The 20,238-nt window shown below is 38.8% G+C and carries 18 protein-coding genes; 15 read left to right on the plus strand and 3 right to left on the minus strand.

The window, feature by feature from the left end; genetic code table 11:
• The first annotated feature begins 45 nt into the window (after positions 1-45).
• The 4 genes from bcsE (at position 46) to J8L73_RS03305 (ending at position 6,280) form a co-directional block, all read left to right on the plus strand.
• Positions 46-1,668, plus strand: a complete 1,623-nt coding sequence (bcsE, locus tag J8L73_RS03285) for a cellulose biosynthesis protein BcsE (RefSeq protein WP_211014808.1) — start codon at positions 46-48, stop codon at positions 1,666-1,668.
• A 169-nt stretch (positions 1,669-1,837) separates the two neighbouring features.
• Positions 1,838-3,418, plus strand: a complete 1,581-nt coding sequence (bcsG, locus tag J8L73_RS03290) for a cellulose biosynthesis protein BcsG (protein WP_211000018.1) — start codon at positions 1,838-1,840, stop codon at positions 3,416-3,418.
• Positions 3,419-3,581: 163 nt separating this feature from the next.
• Positions 3,582-5,138, plus strand: a complete 1,557-nt coding sequence (gene tyrR / locus J8L73_RS03295) for a transcriptional regulator TyrR (RefSeq protein ID WP_211014810.1) — start codon at positions 3,582-3,584, stop codon at positions 5,136-5,138.
• A 605-nt stretch (positions 5,139-5,743) separates the two neighbouring features.
• A complete protein-coding gene (locus J8L73_RS03305) occupies positions 5,744-6,280 on the plus strand; it encodes an acyl-CoA thioesterase (RefSeq protein WP_211000016.1) in 537 nt (178 codons plus the stop codon).
• A gap of 30 nt (positions 6,281-6,310) precedes the next feature.
• On the opposite strand, the gene J8L73_RS03310 is transcribed toward J8L73_RS03305, so the two are convergent.
• Entirely contained in the window at positions 6,311-6,619 is a 309-nt protein-coding gene (locus J8L73_RS03310; protein ID WP_211014812.1) for an EscU/YscU/HrcU family type III secretion system export apparatus switch protein, read from the minus strand.
• 2 nt (positions 6,620-6,621) lie between these two features.
• Positions 6,622-8,826, minus strand: a complete 2,205-nt coding sequence (locus J8L73_RS03315; RefSeq protein ID WP_211014814.1) for a flagellar hook-length control protein FliK — start codon at positions 8,824-8,826, stop codon at positions 6,622-6,624.
• Between the two features lie 103 nt (positions 8,827-8,929).
• Here J8L73_RS03315 and ccmA point away from each other — a divergent pair, with 103 nt between their 5' ends.
• Genes ccmA through J8L73_RS03365 form a run of 10 tightly spaced genes read left to right on the plus strand, consistent with a single transcriptional unit; the run spans position 8,930 to position 16,645 of the window.
• A complete protein-coding gene (gene ccmA / locus J8L73_RS03320) occupies positions 8,930-9,550 on the plus strand; it encodes a cytochrome c biogenesis heme-transporting ATPase CcmA (protein ID WP_104642251.1) in 621 nt (206 codons plus the stop codon).
• Positions 9,550-10,236, plus strand: a complete 687-nt coding sequence (ccmB, locus tag J8L73_RS03325) for a heme exporter protein CcmB (protein WP_104642252.1) — start codon at positions 9,550-9,552, stop codon at positions 10,234-10,236. Before ccmA ends, ccmB begins: the two co-directional genes overlap by 1 nt.
• Positions 10,236-10,973: a heme ABC transporter permease gene (locus J8L73_RS03330; RefSeq protein ID WP_058547366.1), complete on the plus strand. Its 738-nt coding sequence runs from the start codon at positions 10,236-10,238 to the stop codon at positions 10,971-10,973. The genes ccmB and J8L73_RS03330 overlap by 1 nt, the downstream gene beginning before the upstream one ends.
• Positions 10,974-10,975: 2 nt before the next feature.
• Positions 10,976-11,179: a heme exporter protein CcmD gene (gene ccmD / locus J8L73_RS03335; RefSeq protein WP_211000012.1), complete on the plus strand. Its 204-nt coding sequence runs from the start codon at positions 10,976-10,978 to the stop codon at positions 11,177-11,179.
• Positions 11,176-11,655: a cytochrome c maturation protein CcmE gene (gene ccmE / locus J8L73_RS03340; RefSeq protein WP_058547368.1), complete on the plus strand. Its 480-nt coding sequence runs from the start codon at positions 11,176-11,178 to the stop codon at positions 11,653-11,655. The genes ccmD and ccmE overlap by 4 nt, the downstream gene beginning before the upstream one ends.
• A 1-nt stretch (position 11,656) precedes the next feature.
• Entirely contained in the window at positions 11,657-13,627 is a 1,971-nt protein-coding gene (locus J8L73_RS03345; protein ID WP_211014816.1) for a heme lyase CcmF/NrfE family subunit, read from the plus strand.
• The gene (locus J8L73_RS03350; protein ID WP_211000010.1) at positions 13,624-14,193 is read left to right on the plus strand and encodes a redoxin family protein; all 570 of its coding nucleotides are present in this window, start codon (positions 13,624-13,626) and stop codon (positions 14,191-14,193) included. The genes J8L73_RS03345 and J8L73_RS03350 overlap by 4 nt, the downstream gene beginning before the upstream one ends.
• Positions 14,193-14,654, plus strand: coding sequence for a cytochrome c-type biogenesis protein (locus J8L73_RS03355; RefSeq protein ID WP_211000009.1), 462 nt, complete (start codon positions 14,193-14,195; stop codon positions 14,652-14,654). Before J8L73_RS03350 ends, J8L73_RS03355 begins: the two co-directional genes overlap by 1 nt.
• On the plus strand, positions 14,654-15,904 hold the full coding sequence (ccmI, locus tag J8L73_RS03360) for a c-type cytochrome biogenesis protein CcmI (protein ID WP_211014818.1): 1,251 nt from the start codon (positions 14,654-14,656) through the stop codon (positions 15,902-15,904). Before J8L73_RS03355 ends, ccmI begins: the two co-directional genes overlap by 1 nt.
• 9 nt (positions 15,905-15,913) lie before the next feature.
• On the plus strand, positions 15,914-16,645 hold the full coding sequence (locus J8L73_RS03365) for a VacJ family lipoprotein (RefSeq protein WP_211000007.1): 732 nt from the start codon (positions 15,914-15,916) through the stop codon (positions 16,643-16,645).
• Between the two features lie 83 nt (positions 16,646-16,728).
• On the opposite strand, the gene J8L73_RS03370 is transcribed toward J8L73_RS03365, so the two are convergent.
• The gene (locus J8L73_RS03370) at positions 16,729-17,952 is read right to left on the minus strand and encodes an HDOD domain-containing protein (protein ID WP_211014820.1); all 1,224 of its coding nucleotides are present in this window, start codon (positions 17,950-17,952) and stop codon (positions 16,729-16,731) included.
• A gap of 334 nt (positions 17,953-18,286) precedes the next feature.
• On the opposite strand from J8L73_RS03370, the gene putP reads away from it, so the two are divergent.
• Entirely contained in the window at positions 18,287-19,765 is a 1,479-nt protein-coding gene (putP, locus tag J8L73_RS03375; protein WP_211000005.1) for a sodium/proline symporter PutP, read from the plus strand.
• The last annotated feature ends 473 nt before the right edge of the window (positions 19,766-20,238 follow it).

A 20,238-nucleotide genomic window follows, 5' to 3' on the forward strand; every position in this document is an offset into this window, starting at 1 on the left:
ACGGTTAAAACTAGTAAAAAAGTATTTTTTTATAGGGCGTTTTAAGTGCATAACTTTAACATAACGGGATTAGAGCCTGCAGCAAAAGAGTTAAAACCGGCTTCAAGTTATGCTGTTTTGGCTCCTTTGGACAATTTTGTTATTGAAGTGTCGTTACATTCAGTTAACGCAAGTTTGAATAATGATATATTTATAGTTTCTCAAGAGATTGAATCATTTTTTGATTCTTCTTTCTCTCATGCATTAAATTTAGCGTATGAACAAAGTAGAGTGCATCCTTTTTCTCTTTCCTCGGGTACACAGCAATTTACTGCTAGGCAATTAAATCAAAATATAATAAGAGAGATCAGTGCTTATAAGCGACTAAACAATGCACTTGTTTTGATTCACTTTAACACAGCGCAAATTAATAGTGTCGATGATGCAAGTTTAAAATTGATTATGAGGGAATATAATGACTTTTCCCAAAAAACAGGCGTTACCCTATTATTTTTGATATCAGGCCCTGATATTGCTAACTATCGTTTTTTATTCAGATGCCTCAATAAGTATTTAGATGGTTTAATGTTTGTTGATAACGACTCGGCTATGCGAGTGCTCGAATATGACTACTGGGGTCACAGTAAAGGCATAATCGCGAGTGAGCATTTTCAATTATCAATAAGTGGTGATCAGTTTGTCGTGCAAGAGGCTTTAAATAAAGAAAGTAAATCACTTCAAGAGTCGGCTATTGCCGATGAGAACGAAGTTTGGCTAGTTCAAAATGTAGTACCAGAGGGTACTAAACTACCAGCACACTACAAAACGCTAAAAGATAACAATGCTTTATTTAATAAAGGGCCAAAAGTCGAGGCTGCTACATTAATTTTTTCAGTAACACGTTATACCGATTTATCGCTATTAGGTAAGCAGTGTTTCGAATTAAGAAAAAACTGTGGACGTTGGTTAAAGTTAGTTATTCAAAACGTTGATGGTGTTATTCGCCATCAAGATGAGTGCTTACTTTTAACATTGGGTGTAAACCTTATTTTGTATAGCTCCACAGAACCATCTAGGTTGTTGTCACAAGTACAATCAATACAAGGGTTTCAATATACAAGACCATTACCTCCATCGGTTGAGCATGTACTTAAATACACTGAAAACACGTTTTCTAAAGGGTATTTACCTTTTAACGATTTTACAAAACAAGTAGAAGTTCACAGTGATTCTGCCGTAAACCTCGGTGTTAGCGGGGTATTAGTCAAATTAGAGCTTTTACCAAGAATAGATCCAATCCATCCCCTTCATTTATTTCATATCAAGCGTGAAGGAGATGTCTTTAGTATCGCAGAAAATACAGTGTACTTATATTTACATGCCTGTAGAGAGAATGATGTTAATAATGCAATAAAGCATTTATTTAAATTAACAACGAGTGATTTTTTTGCACAACAAAACGTAATATCAGATCATTTTTACATTCAACAAGAATGTAAGCAGCTTAGGCGTTTTTATGCGGGTAAGAAGCTTGTAGATTTCTCTAAACAATTGTCAGAGAATGAGAGTTATAAATTTGCCCCCGATATGCCAGAGAGTGTTATTGATAACTTAGAGGCACCTGAGCTCATTAATAAAGCTCGAGCCGATGCTAAGCCTTTTACAATGAAACTAAAGGGCAATGTATGAGTGTTAATCAACTTTTTTTGACCGCTTTTTTTGCGATGATATTAGGTGTTGTACTGTGTATGTTTGGTACGTACTTATTAACCCGTGTAAAACAATATTATTATAAGCTTACTTTTAAACATGAAGTACTAGAGCCTTATACACCAAATAAAACAAAAAAGGATAAGCAGTGAAATTGTCAGGCTTAGGGGTGTGGAACCTTTATTTTTTAGTTAAATTCGCGCTCTATTATTATGGCGCCATTGATTTTAACGTGCTCACTAATGCCGCTTTTGCAGCCATGTTAGCTATTGAATTCAAAAAGCCGTTAATAGAAAAAGCAAAACATGCATTAGGTAGTGTACTCGCGGTTGTATTACTTTATCAGGACTCTTGGCTTCCACCAATTAACCGATTAACTAAACAAGCAGGAAATGTTCAAGATTTTAGCTTTGGTTATTTTATTGAGTTGCTTACTCGTGTTGTGAATGTTGATATGTTGTTGGCTTTGTTCGTAATGAGTGTGTGCTTTTGGTATACATCGCAGTGGATACGCTTCACAACAATGACAGTGGTAGGGCTATTAGTTGTAGGTTGGCAAGGCACTAATGCACAGGTTCAGGTAGTAAGCACAGCCCCTAATACTGCCGCAATAGCGAGAAGCCAGAGCAGTACTTCATCACCTATCGTTACAGAAGCGACACAGTCTCCGGATCAAAAGTTAGCTGACTTCTACCAGCAACAAAGTTTATTAATGAGCAACTTTCCTGCTCAAGTGAATGGCGAGTTGTTTGATGTAATTATATTAAATGTGTGCTCGATGGCTGTTGCTGATTTAAAGGCGATTGGCGTAGATATTACAGATATGTATAAAGATTTTGACGTAGTTTTTTCTGACTTTAACTCAGCGACTTCTTACAGTGGCCCTGCTGCTGTTAGGTTGTTACGTGCAAGTTGTGGGCAAACTAGTCAAACAGCCTTATTTGAAGATGCTCCTGAGCAATGCTACCTATTTAAAAATCTAGAAAAGTTAGGCTATGAAAATAATGTAGTAATGAATCACGACGGTCATTTTGATGAGTTCAAAGGGTTGATAAATAGATATGGTGGCTTAGACGGCACACCATTAAATATAGACTCAATGCCTGTTGCACTTAGAGGTTTTGATGACAGCCCAATATACTCAGATGAGGCTGTGCTAGATGGGTGGTTAGAGCAGTCAAAGGACTGTAAGCCTTGTGCTATGTATTACAATACAACAAGCTTGCATGACGGTAATCAACTTGAAAATCAACCAAGGGTAAACAGTAAAGAAACCTATCCAATCAGACATAAAAACTTATTTGCCGATATCAATCGCTTTATTAAAAAATTAGAAAAGCGCGGTCGTAATGTTATGTTAATGGTAGTGCCTGAGCACGGCGCTAATTTAAAAGGTGATAAAGTTCAATTTGCGGGTTTACGTGAAATTCCTAGTCCTGCAATTGTTTCAGTGCCCGTTGCTATTAAATTTATAGGCCCTGATGTACAAAATTATTCGCAAATTGTGGTGGATGATTCTACTAGTTACTTTGCTCTTTCTGAGCTAATTAGTAAGGCATTACAAACCGATGTATTCGGTGGGAATAATAGTGTGGCGAACCTATTAGAAAACCTACCCGTAGCCCCTAAAGTCGCTGAAAACGAAGGCACAATAATGATGTATGTTAATAAGCGGCCTTATATCCAATTAGATGGTGGAGACTGGTCTGCCTACCCTCAAGATAATTAAGTAATCGCTAAACCTTGAGCAATACTTGCTGTAGACAAGTATTGCTCAAGGTCACATTTATTATACAAAAGCCATTTGTCCAAAAATGTTTACATTGAGCTACCTTCTCAATGCGACTTAGCGTATTATTCCACTAATATAGTTTTTCCTTCTTTGAGGATGTATGCGTCTAGATATTCACTGTGCTGATCGAATGGGTATTGCCCAAGAAATCCTTAATATATTAGTTAACTACAGCGTTGATTTAAAAGGGATTGAAGTCGATTCTGTTAATTGCCGTATGTACGTGAGCTTTCCTGAAATTGAATTTGAACAATTTCAAAAAATCATGCCTTCGATACGTTTAATAGATGGCGTTCATGATGTGCGTACGACCGCATTTTTGCCCTCAGAGCGTGAACATAACGAACTAAATACATTACTACGTGCATTACCCGATGGTGTTATATCAATTGATGCTAAAGGTTGGGTACGTTTATGTAACGATGCTGCATGTAAAGACCTACAACTTATCGAAAAAGACGTTATTGGAGCAAACATTAATAACTTGCTCAAAGGGTTTAACTTTACGCGCTGGTTAGAAGGCAAAGAAGTGCTTGGCCAAACTACACGTGTTGAAGTTGCTGGTGAAGACTTTATTGCCGACATTTTACCTATCGCAGTGCCGCAAGGTGGCGAAGGTGATGTGCTTGCAGGTGCCGTTATTAATATTAAATCGCAAAGCCGACTAGGGCAGCAAGTAAGTGCCTTTAGACGCTACGGGCAAGAAAGCTTTGCAACTATTCACAATTTTAGTACCGCGATGCGCCGAGTTGTGCGCGAAGCACGTAAAATGGCGCAATTAGAAGCGCCTATTTTAATTACTGGCGAGACTGGTACGGGTAAAGAGTTACTCGCTCGAGCTTGCCACTATGCATCGAATCGTTCTGTTAAGCCTTTTATTGCGCTTTCTTGTGCGTCGCTTCCTGATGATGTTGCTGAGTCTGAATTATTTGGCTATGCCGGATATGAAGAAAATACAGCGCCTAAACGTGGTGTATTGGAGCAGGCTGATGGTGGTACCGTGTTTTTAGATGAAGTTGGCGAAATGTCGACTCAATTACAAACTAAGTTACTGCGTTTTTTGCAAGATGGTACGTTTAGAAAAGTGGGCGATGAAAACGAAGTTAAAGTAAATGTACGTATTATTGCAGCGACTCAAAAAGACTTACCAGCAATGGTACAAGAGGGCGTCTTTAGGGAAGACTTATATTATCGCATCAATGTGTTAACCCTTGAAATAGCGCCATTAAGAGACCGAAAAGCTGATGTTGGGCCGCTGGCTGAACACTTTATTCAAAAGTACGCACAGCAAAATGGTCATGCAATTCCATTGCTTTCACAAGAGTGTTTAAGCTTTTTACAGCAATACCCTTGGCCTGGGAATGTACGCCAGCTCGAAAATGCAATTTACCGTGCAGTATCATTGTTGGATGACAGTGAGCTACGTGTAGAGCATTTGCAGTTACCTACTTTTACTCATGACTTAGGGTATTTAGAATCAGACTTTGAAGGCTCCTTAGATCAAGCTGTGAAACGATTTGAAGCTACTTTACTTCGTAAGCTTTATCCTGCTTATCCTAGTTCACGACAGTTGGCCAAGCGTTTAGGCTTAAGTCATACCGCAGTGGCAAATAAATTGCGTGATTACGGTATTAACCGTAAAACTGTAAAGGTGTAATAATAAGTTTTAAGGGCACTCGTTTTTAGTGCCCATATTTTTTAGTAACCCCATCGATAGCTATTGTTTCTATACCGTCTTCATTAAAGTTCATTACTATACTTGCTTTGTTATGAGTAAAAGTAACTACGACCATTGAGTTCATATAACATAGCCACCTTTTATCGGAACGATAAACGGCTGCTTTTTACTACAACGTTATGATCGTCAATGTGTCATTCAAACTCTTTAATAAAGCCGTTATTAAACGCCAGCCACCACACTTGACTATTATCTTTAGCAAGTGTGATTGCAACAAAGTAAGCGCTAGGTATTTGCCCATATTGTAGCTATTTGAGGCTATAGTGAACTTTTCAGCTTCCTGTTGTCATTTAAACCCAACTCCTTAATTACACCTGTTGGGTAGGTAAACGTCCCTTTGCTTGGCAACGAAAAGTCGGCAAACGCACTATAACTAGGTGTTATCAAAATAAGGGCAGGAATAACATTATTTAATTTCATGATTTTACTTTTATTATAATAATGATTTAAGATTAAATTAGAAAATTCGTGTTAGTAAATGGCTGTGCTACACTCGTGTAAAATTAGCTGGTAAGACCTTTGTTGTGAACCTATATATTCGACTTTTATTATTATTTTTTAAAATTAAACGCAATCAGCATTATCAAGATTTACTCGATACAGTAGATATTGATTACAAAGCGTTGCCTACGGATTGCGATATTAATATGCATCTAACAAATTCTCGCTATCTTGCGATGATGGATTTATCTCGTACGTGGATGATCGAAAGAATTGGCTTATTAAAACAAGTAATGAAACGTCGTTGGTTTCCTATAGTGAATGCTACAGCTATTACTTATATTCGTGATATTAAGCCTATGCAGCGCTATACAATAAGTACTAAATTAGTGGGTTGGGATCATAAATATTTTTATATAGAACAAAAGTTCCATTCAGAGCGAGGCCTACATGCTGTTGCATACGTACGTGGTGTGTTTAAAAGTAAAAAGGGGATTGTGAGTATTGAAGAAATGCTCGAAGTAGCTGGCTTTGAAGGTCAAACACCTATTTTACCAAGCGAAGTTATGCACTGGAAAGAAATGCTAGAGCAGAAAAAGATAACTAACTTACCTAAATAACACTAACTCATATAGGCGCTTAGCGCCTATTTATGCTTTTATGTTTAACTTACCTTGAAAGTCTTGCCACCCAGGTGGAAATTGCCCTCTTAATACATACGAAAAAGCAATTAACTCGGCAATCACATAATACAGCTCTTTGGGGATTTCTTCGCCAAGCTTTAAGTGTGACAGTGTTTTAGCGAGCGCCTCATCTTGGTGGATCATAATCCCTTTTTGCTCAGCGGCTGCTATTATTTCATCTGCTAATTCACCAAAACCTTTTACACTGACTGTGGGCGAGTTGCCTGCTTCGTATAAAAGGCCGATGGCTGATTTATCATTAGGTGCATTATTCATAATTAAACCTTAATGTTAATAATGGCGTGAGATTTATAAAAATCGCTGTGCTTAGCATCGCCTCTTTTTAAATTTAGCTCACCAACTTGTAAGCCGTGCTTAGCCAGTTTTGAACGAAGGTTATCTAAATGCGGGTGAGCAATAGCACTTACTTCTTGGCTTGAGGCGAGTAGTTGGCAATCAAGTGCTTTATCCATTAACTCTGCCGTAATTTGTAGCTGGCCAAGTTGAGCGTAATCAAAATTTAGCCTTACAAACCATACATTTTTATCTTCTAATTTATCTGCACTTGGTTTTTTATATTGCCCCAGAGTTATTTCGGTTTGCCCTGCTTCAGGTGGCAGTTTCATAGGAAACAAAAACTGCGCTAGCGGGTTTGTATCAATTTGTTGATTAGGAGTAAGCGCACTTACTTGAGTAAGCGTGTTTTTTACTTGTACTATTTCGCTTGCCAATGCTTGTACTTGAGCTTGTTGTAATTGCTCGAGTATTTTGGGACCTGAATTGCCTGTTTTAAATGTAGGAATAAGTACTTGAAGTAGGGCATCTAAACCAGTTTGATTATTAAAGGTCAAAGGCGTGACTGATTGGCTAATAATAGGGGCTGCTAAGATACTAACCGCTACTTGCTCAAGCCCTTTACTAAAGCTACTTTGTAATGATTCGCTTGAAAGCAGTGTCGGCTGTATCGTTGCTAATATCTCACGTTGAACTGTAGTAGGGTTTATATTGCTACTCGATACCATTCTATTAAATGCCTGGTTAACTAGGCGAGTTAAATCGGGAGTGTTTTGTGTGGCTTTATGTGCTATTTCTGCAATTTGACTACTTAGCAAAGGTTTCTCAGTTACTATGTTTGGTGCTGTTACTGGTAAGCTTAATAATTTACTGAAAAGCTTAGCTTCAATAGGCTGCAACATTTGGCTTCGTGAAGGTATTTCACTGGGTAACTGATTTTGCACGCCTTTTACTGTTTTAAGCTGAAGTTCAGAGTCTTTTGGAATTAGAGATATCTGGATTTGTTGAGCGTTGTGCGTAGAGGATTGCCAAACATTTACACTTGCTTTAACTAACTGTGTTAACTGCATTAAAGCAGGCAGTTGATTAAAGTGTTTTTGTAATGCTGTATCTGGGTTTTTAATTTTATTTAAAGCTTGAGTTAATGTGCTTTGGTTTTGCTCAGTGGTACTCGCGACTAATGAGGATTTTGAACTGTCAGTAAAAGGTTTGCTTTCAAAATATTTAACAGCGTCGTTAATGCGAGTTTTAAAATCACTAAAGCTTGTTTGTAACCACGACTTTATAGGGCTGTTAGTACTAATTAAAGGGCTTGGCGTATTGTTTAAAGTTTCAGAAGGTAAAGCGATTGGCTGAGCACTCACAATGTTGTTAAACGCCTTAGTAAATGAGTTATTAAGGGTTACTTGCATTGTGTTTATTTGTGTTTTTATTAAAATTTTGTCGGCTTGACTCGTTAAGCCTACTTTTAAAGCGGTGTTTGGCAGTTCGCTCACTTGTTTGTTGTTTAAAGGTATTGTGAATGAGCCCTGTTTTTGTGGATGCGTTAAAATAGCAAGTTTGGGTGTTGTTTTTAGCTCAGCACTTGGTAATAAAGCCGTAAGTAGTTTAGTTAATTTTGTTTGCGCTAAGGGCTGTGAATGCACGGTATCTGCAAATCGATTTACAACATCAAGTTGAGCGCCTTTATTATTTGTACTCACGATTACTTTTAAAGGTTGCTCCGATGAAAGTATTTGCGCCACATCTTTATTTATAGCAATACTGGCATTGAGTTTTTCAATAACTAGCTTAGGTGAAGGCGAAAGCACTATTTGTGCTGGCATAGGTTTGCTCTCTACCTCAGTGCCTGTATTTATGTAATTAAGTAAACGCTGTAATTGCGCCGGCTGGTTTAATGACACTGTTGTATTATTTGGCGTTATAGTGAGTTGTTTACCATCGGGGCTTAATTGAATATTTGCACTTGCTATTTTTTGCGTACTTGATGCTTCACTTGAGGTGCCCAATCTAATTGTTTGCCAATGTTTATCTACAAATACATCAAGCGTGATTGAGCCTTTATTAAATTGAATGTTTTTGGCCGCAATAACCTCATCGGGTAATTGTGTTAATTCATTAGTGTGCTTGTTGGTCGTTTGATTGTTAACCAATGAATTAGATAATGTTATTTGCGTTGGTGTATTCATTATTTTAAATCAAGTTTTCGTTAATCGATTATAAAGCAATATTCGTATTACCCTATCATTATGGTAGACTAACGCCTAATTTTTGGCATAGAGAATCGTCATCTTGTTACACATTAAGTCCGTCACCTGCATCAAGCAAGACCGTTGTTTGTTTGCGGATCTTAATTTTAGCCTTAATAGCGGTCAAATCATGCAATTAGCGGGTCCTAATGGGGCTGGTAAGACATCATTATTGCGTATTGTAGCGGGCTTTTCTGTGCCTGACGAAGGCGCTGTTTTATTTAATCAGCAGCCTATTAATAAGTACTATGAAGAGTACGCACAAGAGCTGCTATTCATAGGTCATAAAACAGGGGTTAACACGCAGCTCACCGCAATCGAGAATGTACAATATTGGTTGCAAATTAATGGCTATCAAGACACTCCTGATTTATACCCTATTTTAGCTAAGCTTGGCTTGGTTGGCCTTGAAGACGTGCCGGTAAGAATGCTCTCTGCAGGGCAGCAAAGGCGCGTGGCATTGGTGAGGTTATGGCTAAGTGATTGCAAACTTTGGGTATTAGATGAGCCATTTACTGCTCTTGATAAAAGCGGCGTAGCTTACTTGCAGCAACGCTTTGGTGAGCATTTAAAAACCGGCGGCGCTATTTTATTAACGACCCATCAAGACCTAACCACTCACTTTGATAACTTGCAAACGGTTACGTTGGAGTATCGTCACTAATGACTCGTCAACATTCTTACTGGCAGCTATTTAGCGCGGTATTTAGTAAAGATGTAAAGCTTGCATTTCGCCAGCGTGCCGAAATAGTTAATCCTATTTTATTCTTTTTGATCGTTATTTCATTATTTCCGTTAGCAATTGGGCCTGAGCCCGGTCTACTTGCGAGAATGGCGCCAGGTATTATCTGGGTTGCAGCGCTACTTTCTACTATGCTTGGACTCGATAAATTATTTAGAGATGACTATAACGATGGCTCATTAGAGCAGTTAATTGCCTCTTCTTACCCGCTATCTTTATCAGTTTTAGGCAAAGTGGCTGCGCATTGGGTTGTAACAGGGCTACCACTGGTATTGATGACTCCGCTTTTTGCCTTATTACTAAATTTAGAAAGCCAATCATTACTCGCAACCGTATTAACCTTATTATTAGGTACGCCATTATTAAGCTTTATAGGCGCAATAGGTGCGGGCCTGACTGTAGGACTACAAAAAGGCGGCATTTTAATGAGTTTACTGGTATTGCCTTTGTATATTCCTGTTTTAATTTTTGCAACGTCTGCTATCGATACCAGCTCCATGTCGCTGGATTATAGTGGGCAGCTTGCCATCCTTGGTGCCATGTTAGTTATTGCTATTATAAGTGCGCCAATTGCCATATCGTCAGCTTTAAAAGTGAGTGTAAGTTAATGTGGAAGTGGTTACATCCCTATGCTAAAGCGGAGCGTGCATATCAGCTATGCAATACGTTACTGCCTTATTTTGCCGTCGTTACGGTTATTACTATGATTGTTGGTTGGGTTTGGGGTTTAGGTTTTGCGCCTGCCGATTACCAACAAAAAGATAGTTACCGTATTATTTTTATTCATGTGCCTTCAGCTATTTTATCCATGGGCGCGTATTCCTCAATGGCGATAGCCGCAATTGTTGCACTTGTTTGGCAGTTACGTAATGCAGAACTTGCAGTTATTGCTATTGCGCCAGTAGGGGCATGTATAACTGCCATTGCACTTATTACCGGTGCCGCATGGGGTAAACCTATGTGGGGAGCATGGTGGGTATGGGATGCACGTTTAACTTCAGAGCTTATTTTATTGTTTTTATACTTGGGAGTGCTTTCGCTTTACCACGCTTTTGAAGATAAAAAATCAGCTGGTCGTGCGGCTTCAATTTTAGCAATTGTAGGGGTTATTAACTTACCTATTATTCATTACTCAGTAGAGTGGTGGAACACCCTACACCAAGGTGCAACTATTACAAAACTCGACACAAAAGCCATTGACCCTAGTATGTTTTGGCCACTCATGGTGAACATTTTAGCGTTTGCAGCATTTGTAGGTACTGTGACTTTAATTCGTCTTAAAAATGAAATTTTACAACGTGAAAAGCATCGCCCTTGGGTGCGAGCGTTGTTAAATAAGGGGTAGTTATGCAGTTTGACTCTTTTTCAGATTTTATTGCTATGGGAGGCTATGGATTTTATGTATGGCTTTCTTTTGGTACATGCGCACTCATTTTACTCGGTATTTTAATAAGCTCACTTAGAGACACTAAACGTATTATGGCCTCTGTAGAGCAACAAATAATACGTGAAGAAAGAATTAAAAAAGCTAAGCAGGAACAAACATCATGAACCCACGACGTAAAAAACGCCTATTAGTGATTATTGCAGTACTGTTTGGTATTGGTACTTCTATTGGTCTTGTGTTGTATGCACTACAAGAAAACATAAACTTGTTTTACACACCAAGCGAACTAATTGACGGTAAAGGCCCAAATAAAGAAAAACCACACATAGGTCAAAAGTTAAGAATTGGTGGTATGGTCGTGCCTGGCACTGTTGAGCGAAACGAGCAAAGTTTACAAGTAAGCTTTAAGCTCATTGATACAGGCCCATTAGTAACGGTTCGCTATCAGGGCATTTTGCCAGACTTATTTCGCGAAGGGCAAGGGATTGTAGCGCAAGGTGTTTTAGTGGAACCAAATGTAATTGAGGCCTTTGAGGTGCTTGCAAAGCATGATGAAGAATACATGCCAGCAGAAGTTGCTGAAGCAGTAAAAGGCATCAAACACGAAAAACCAAAATACAACCTAGATAGCGGTAGTTAATATGATCCCAGAACTTGGTTATTTTTCTTTAACGCTTGCCATGGTGCTTAGTGTTTTACTGTGTATTTTTCCGCTTTGGGGCGCGCATACCGGTAATCTTCGTTTAATGCGTGCAGCCCCTTCATTAGCCATTGGGCAATTTGCTTTTGTACTGCTTTCGTTTGCAGCGCTTATTTATGCCAGTTTAACGGATGATTTTACCGTATCGTATGTGGCGTATCATTCTAGTAGTACATTACCTTGGTATTATAAAGTTACCTCCACCTGGGGTGGCCATGAAGGCGCCATTTTATTGTGGCTAGTTATGCAAGCAGGGTGGACCGCAGCGGTCGCTGTGCGATCTAAATCGCTGCCGTGGGTACTACGTGCGCGTGTATTAGGCGTGCTTGGGTTTTTAGGTGTAGGTTTTATGATGTATACCTTATTACTTTCAAGTCCTTTTGAGCGTTTATTACCTTATTTTCCGGTTGAAGGGCGCGACTTAAACCCGCTACTTCAAGACCCAGGAATGATTATTCATCCTCCACTACTGTACATGGGTTATGTTGGGCTATCGGTTGCTTTTTCTTTTGCTATTGCCGCACTTTTAACAGGTAAACTTGATAACACGTGGGCTAAATGGTCACGCCCATGGACAATGACCGCCTGGGGTTTCTTAGGCCTAGGTCTTACTATTGGCAGTTGGTGGGCTTATTCAGAGCTTGGCTGGGGCGGCTGGTGGTTTTGGGATCCAGTAGAAAATGCAGCGCTAATGCCTTGGCTTGTCGCCACCGCATTACTGCACTCCTTAAGCGTAACCGAAAAACGCGGTATTTTTAAGTCGTGGACGGTATTATTGGCCATAGCTGGTTTTTCATTAAGCTTGTTAGGCACCTTTATTGTGCGCTCGGGCATTATTGTATCGGTGCATGCGTTTGCTACCGATCCTGATAGGGGCTTATTCATACTCGCCTTTTTAGGTGTGGTTGTCGGTGGCGGCTTAGCTTTGTATGCACTGCGTGTATCGCAGGTATACAGCGAAGGTCGATACAAGTTTGTATCGCGCGAAGTGGCGTTGTGGCTCAATAATATATTTTTAGTGGTTGCTACATTAATTGTTATGCTAGGTACGCTATTACCTATGGTGCATAAAGAAATGGGCTTAGGTAGTATTTCTATTGGCGAACCGTTTTTTAATAAAATGTTTGCCATTTTATTAGTGCCTTTTGCAATTTTAATGGGCATAGGGCCATTTTTACGCTGGAAGCAAAATAAATGGGCTTTTTTGCAAAACAAAATTTTAATGGGTGTATTAGCAAGTGTAGTAATAACCTGCACTTGGTTATTCTCAAGTTACGAGATCGTAAAGCCGCTTACGCTACTAGCGACAACGCTTGCTGTTTGGGTTGCTTTATCAACAGGGATTGATATTTACACCAAAGCAGCTGTGCATGGCACCTTAACAGAAGGGTTAAAACGCTTTACTGTAAGTTATTGGGCTATGGTACTTGGACATATTGGTATTGCATTTATTATTGCGGGTGTATCACTTACATCTGCTTATTCAGTTGAACGCGATGTATCTATGAAACCAGGTGATATTGCCCAGCTTAACGAATATGAATATCGCTTTGATGGTGTTAAAACTATTAGAGGGCCAAACTACAGTGGTCATGCAGGCGTTGTATCAGTTCTTAAAAATAATGAGCTAGTAACACGCTTACACGCAGAAAAACGTAAATACGATATCGGAATGCAATTTATGACCGAGGCTGCAATAGATGCCGGTTTTAAACGTGATTTATATTTAGCGTTAGGTGAGCAGCTTAGTGGCGATGCATGGTCGCTTCGAATTTACCATAAGCCGTATGTTCGCTGGATTTGGATTGGTGGTGTACTTATGTCATTTGCAGGCTTTATGATTTTATTTGATAAACGCTATCGTACATCAGCTAAAACAGTGCGTAAGGCTACATCGGAGAGTGCTTTATGAACCGTAAACTTTTAGCTATTGCACCGCTTTTAGTGTTCGCTTTTGTCTGTGTGTTTTTATACCAAGGGCTATTTGCAAACCCAAGAGAAATCCAAACTGGGCGACTAGGCCAAGATATGCCAGCGTTTAACCTGCCTGATTTAATGCAAGACGGCAAACGCTGGACTAACGAGTCGTTAAAAGGCGAGGTGTATTTACTTAATGTCTGGGGGACATGGTGCCCAACATGTTTAGTAGAGCTTGGCTATTTAACTAAGTTACGTGAGCAAGGCGTTAAAATTATTGGTCTTTACTATGTGCAAGGTTACGACGCTGATTTTGATGGGCCATTCGATATGCAGGCTCTGCGCACAGACGTAACAGATATGCTTGGTCGCGCGGGTGATCCGTATCAATTTAATATTTTAGACTTGCACCGTACGCTTTCGCTTGATTTAGGTGTATCGGGCGCGCCAGAAACATTTTTAGTTGATAAAAACGGCAAGATTTTACTGCATCATACGGGTGATATAAATCCTCGAGTATGGCGCGCTAAATTTGCACCCGTTATGCAGGAGCTAAATTAATGAGAATTTTTTTATTAAGCCTTAGTTTTTTTATAAGCATGGCTGTAAGCGCTGAGCAAGATCGTTATCAGTTTGATAATAATGATCAAGCCGTGCGTTTTGAAGAGTTAACAAAAGAGCTTCGCTGCCCTAAATGCCAAAATCAGAATATTGCTGATTCGGATGCTGTTGTTGCTAAAGATTTACGTGACAAAGTGTTAGTACTTGTAAAAGAGGGCAAAACAAAAGACGAAGTAATTGACTATATGATTGATAGATATGGCTACTTTGTTCACTACGACCCTCCGGTTACGCCAGCTACGCTGGTGCTTTGGGTGTTACCAGTACTGATAGTCATTATTGGTTTTGGCTTTATTGTAATTCGTCAGCGTAAAGCGTCTGTAAAGCAAACGTGGAGCAGTAACGATGAAGCGTTGCTTGCAAAGCTTATTGCTGATAATAAACGTCAGGAGCAAAGTTAATGATTTTAATGTGGGCGTGTTTTGCTTTACTCACACTAATTGCTATTGCATTTGTGGCGTTACCTTTTTTACAAAAAGAGCGAGTGCAAACGATTACGCACAATGCTAATGCTGAGCTTATCAGCATATATGAGCAGCGTTTAGTTGAATTACAAACTGATCTAGATAACCAACGTATAGATTTAAAAAATCATAATGAATCGGTTATAGAGTTAAAACGTCGTTTGCTTAATGAGTTATCACCTGAAAAATCGCTAAACAGTAAAGGCAATAACCGTATATTCGCATTAACAGGCGCTGCTTTTGTTATTGCTTTAACTAGTGTGTTTTACACGTTTACCGGAAGTGAGCAACAAATTGCTGCATGGCATGATGCCATGGACAACCTTGCTGATTATGGTGAGCGTGCTGTTATGCAAAAAGGCGAGCCTCTTAGCCAAAATGAGCTGCAAGCATTTGCTTTAGCACTTAGAACAAAGCTTAGCGAAACAGGCGATGATGAGGTTGCATGGATGTTATTAGGCCGCGTTGCAATGTCACTAAATGAGTTTGATATGGCGCAGCAGTCGTTTGATAAAGCACTGCAAATGAACCCTGATAATATGCAAGTACTAATAAGCTACAGCCAAGTTTTATTATTAGAGGGCAGTGAAGCTAATATGACTCGTGCAGCAGGTATGCTTTCAAAAGTATTAAAAGTTGAGCCAACTAACTTAGATGCAATATCTTTGTTGGCCTTAATAGCTTATGAGCGCAAAGATTGGCCGCAAGCGAAAGCTGCATTTGAAGTACTTCTTGCTAGCATGCAGAAAAATGATACGCGTTATGAAATGATTTCAGAGCGCATTGCAGATATCAATCAGCAAATGCAAGCCGAGGGCTCTGTTTTACCCGTTACTTCACAAAGCGTTATTAATGTAACAGTTAAGCTTGCAGATGAGCTTAAAGCGCAACAACCACAAAATGGTGTTTTGTTTGTATTTGCAAAAGCTGCGCAGGGCTCGCCCATGCCGCTTGCTGTTGTAAAGCTTGAAGAGTATAGCTTTCCTGTGAGTGTTAAATTAACAGATGCCAATGCAATGGTGGCTGGGCTAAACTTATCAAGTGCACAAGATATCGTTATATCAGCGCGAATATCTAAAGACGAATCGGTTATGCCAAGCTCGGGTGAGCTTGAAGGGCATTCAGATAAACTAACACGTGAAAATGTAAGTGACTACACGCTTACAATTGATACATTAATACCTTAAGGACATTAGATGTTAAAGCATAGTTTTACTTTTTTGTGTTTACTGATACTTGCAGGGTGTGCGCAAGTACCAGAAAATAAAGTGGATGAACGAGATCCACTACAAAATATTAACCGTCCGTTGTACGACTTTAATATGGATGTACTTGATGCCTATATTCTACGTCCTGTCGCTGTAGGGTACGTTGAAGTAACGCCTGCCCCGGTTAGAAATTCAATTGTAAACTTCACTGATAATATTTCAGCACCAGTGGACATGATTAACGCTGGACTTCAAGGTAAACCAGGCAATGCAAGTGTGAGCCTCGCCCGCTTTTTAGTGAACTCAACTGTAGGTATATTTGGTATATTTGATGTAGCCAGCTCACTAGGTTTGAATCATGTAGATGAAGACTTTGGACAAACGTTAGGTGTGTGGGGCGTAGGAGATGGCGCTTATTTAATGCTGCCAGCAATGGGCCCGACGACTGCACGTAATTTAACAGGTGATGTTGTCGATAACTTTGTTTTACCGGAAATTGCGCTTACTACACCGCAAACTATTTTAGTATTTGTATTAAAAGCAGTAGAAGCGAGAGCGTCGCTAATCCCTCAAGAAGGTTTATTAAATGATTCACTTGATCCGTACCTTTTTGTAAAAGATATTTACTTTCAACGTCAAATTTATGAGCTGTATGATGGTAACCCGCCGATTAAAGAAGAGCCTGAAGACTTTGATGAAGATTTTTTAGAAAGTCTATAAAAGGTGATTGTGACATAAGCGTTAAGCCAACATAAAAAATGCCAGCAAATATGCTGGCATTTTTAGTTTTTTATTAGAGGTTATTATTCGTTAACCATTAACTGCATTTGCTCACTTACCCAACCTAAGGCTTCGTGATAGGCATCGGGTACTTTATTTCCAAGGTTAAGCTCTTTAGTAAGCGCATTAGCGGCATCCCAATCTGCTTGTTCATAATATTTAACTAAGTTTAAATATTTAGCTAATAGCCCTTCGTCTTCTAATAACGCCGCTTTAATGTCGTTCGACAAAGGAAGTTTTTTCATAACGCTTTCCATGCTTTCATCTAAAATAGCGTCCATTAGCGACATCATGCCGGTTAAAAACGCCATGCCTGTATCTTTAAATTGACCATGAGATATTGCAAGTAGCTCTGCAAAACGAGCGCGCGTGAGTGATAACCTAATTAGCTCTACAGGTTTGTTGGCAGACACTTGTGCTGCAAATAGTAGCGATAATAATTTTTTTATTTCGTTCGCGCCTAAAACAATAAGGGCTTGTTTTATCGTGCTTATTTCTGCACGTCGAACAAACGCCGCTGAATTAGAATAACGAAGTAACTTGTAAGATAGGTTTACATCTCGCTCAAACACATCTGTAATTTTTTGCAGATCTATATCAACGTTGGAGGTTTCGTATAAAAGCTCGGCTAAGGCCATCTCAGAAGGCGGCAGTGTTTTACTTTGTACCATTTCAGGTTTTGAGAAAAAGAACCCTTGAAAATAATCAAACCCAAGATCTAATGCTTGTTTATAAATGTCGTAGGTTTCTACTTTTTCTGCAAGTAGCTTAATGTGTGGGTGCGGTTTTAAATCGTTAATTATGGTTTTTATTGCATCTACATCGCACGATAAAAAGTCTATTTTAATAATATCTATAAATGGATAAAAATGACGCCATACAGGTTGATGCATGTAATCATCTAGTGCAATCGTATAGCCTTTGTCTTTTAAGTCTTTGACTATTGCTAATAAGCGTTTACCTGGCTGTACAGTCTCGAGTATTTCTACTACAACAGACTCTTTACTTAACATGCTAGGGTAACCTTTAAGTAAGGTATCTAAGGTAAAGTTAATATAAGCAGGCTTGCTATCGGTTAAATCTTCTAGGCCAAAATTAAATTGACTACCTTCAATTAATCGAGTTGTTGCTTGATCTCCGTCTATGTCAGGGAATACGTTATCAACGCCATCACGAAATAAAAGCTCATAACCGATGAGTTCTTTTTCTCGATTTAATATAGGTTGGCGCGCAGCGTAAAAATACATAAACAGTTCCGTTAGAAGTAATGTCAGTGGGCATTGTAATAATATATGGCAAAAGATTCAAAATAGCATTACTAATATTAGTAAGATTAAGAAGTTATCATTAATAATTTGGCGTTTTGTTTGCGTATTATCATTTTTTTTTGTTATTTTGATGTAAAAATATGCAATATGAATATTTTTAAATCAAGAAAATGTAACTAGTTGGAGATCTGCTCAAAAGGCATGATATAGTCATCGAGAATGGTTTTTACCCCAATAGTGTCTTAACTATAAAACTTTAAGAGTCATTATTCGGATTAAAAGCCTATTATTTAATTATTGTGCGGAGGCTAATTTGGAAACAGGAATGATTATTTCACTAGCGTTATACTTTATTGTAATGTTAGGTATAGGACTATATGCATATAAACAATCAACAAGTGATGTCTCTGGTTATATGTTAGGTGGACGAAGCCTTTCACCGAGTGTTGCAGCGCTATCAGCTGGTGCTTCAGATATGAGTGGCTGGATTTTAATGGGTCTACCAGGTGCGATGTTTGTTACTGGCTTTAGTAGTACTTGGATTGCTATAGGCTTGGTAATTGGTGCTTGGCTCAACTATTTACTGGTTGCTCCTAGGTTGCGTGTATACACAGAAAAAGCCAACGACTCTATCACTATCCCAGATTACTTCTCAAATCGTTTTAACGATAAATCTAACTTATTACGTGTTGTATCTGCAGTTGTTATTATCGTTTTTTTCACTCTTTATACTTCATCGGGTGTTGTAGCCGGTGGTAAACTGTTCGAAAGTTCATTTGGCTTGAGCTACGAGATGGGCCTCTATATCACAACAGGTGTTGTGGTTTTATACACTTTATTTGGCGGCTTTTTAGCTGTGAGCTTAACTGACTTTGTGCAAGGTTGTATTATGTTTGTTGCACTTATTTTAGTGCCAACCGTTGCATACTCTTTACTTGATCAACCTCTTGAATCTACTTTACATAGTGTAAATCCTGATATGCTTGATTGGATAGGTGCAGGCTCTGCGCTAGGTATTATTTCAGCAATGGCTTGGGGCTTAGGTTATTTCGGTCAGCCGCATATAATTGTACGTTTCATGTCTGTGCGCAGTGTTAAAGATATGCCAACAGCACGTCGTATAGGTATGACGTGGATGATAGTAGCCGCTATCGGTGCTGTAGGCACTGGTTTATTTGGGGCAGCTTACACGTACGAAAATAACATTGTGGTTGACGATCCTGAGACAATCTTCTTAATTCTTTCAGAGCTTTTATTCCACCCATTAATTGCAGGCTTTTTACTGGCCGCAATTTTAGCCGCAATCATGAGTACAATTTCTTCGCAATTACTGGTTAGTTCAAGTTCATTAACAGAAGATTTTTATAAAACATTTCTACGTAAAGAGGCAAGTGACACAGAACTTGTAACTGTAGGGCGTATTAGTGTTGCTGCAGTTGCCTTGTGTGCAATTTACCTTGCATACGATAGAGACAGCTCAATCTTAAGTTTAGTAAGTAATGCATGGGCAGGTTTTGGTGCTGCGTTTGGTCCACTTGTACTATTTAGCCTTTACTGGAAGCGTATGAACTTTGAAGGTGCACTAGCAGGAATGTTAGTGGGTGCTGGTACAGTACTATTTTGGATATACTCGCCATTTACTATTGATGGTCAAAGTTTAAGTAGCTACATGTACGAAATTGTACCTGGCTTTATTTTAGCAAGTATTGCAATTGTTGTTGTAAGCTTAGCGACCAAAGAGCCTGAGCAAAATATCACTGCTTTATTTGATGAAGTTGAAAAAGAGCTTTAATAATTAGCTAATTTGTCTAGTTTTTTATAGAACAAACGAAAGGCCAGAAGTGAAAACTTCTGGCCTTTTTTATACTCAATATTTGCTAATATCAATCTGCGAAATATTGATACTTACTTGCTCAATTAATTCCAATCCGCAATAAATATTTAGTCAATCTGAGTGATTAAATCTGACGCTAATTGCGTTAAACATCTTTGATATTCGACTGTATGGATATAGGAAGTAGAACAATTCAGAAGCAATTGTCTAGAACGACTAAATAACACCTATTTTGAGCTATTAAACAAGAGGTTTAGCTTTACTATTCGCTTTAATAAGCTGTTTATTTATTGCTGTAATGTATTTTGAAGTCATTAGAAAAGGTATGCCTGTAAAGCGTTAGTTCTTTTTAGCAGGTGCTATAAACCCAATAATTTGGTGTTTGTTTGACCTACACTAAAGAAGAGTTCTGATGCGTATTGTTGGTTTTA

It is taken from the genome of Pseudoalteromonas sp. MMG006, from assembly GCF_018101025.1.
Classification (GTDB): Bacteria; Pseudomonadota; Gammaproteobacteria; order Enterobacterales; family Alteromonadaceae; genus Pseudoalteromonas.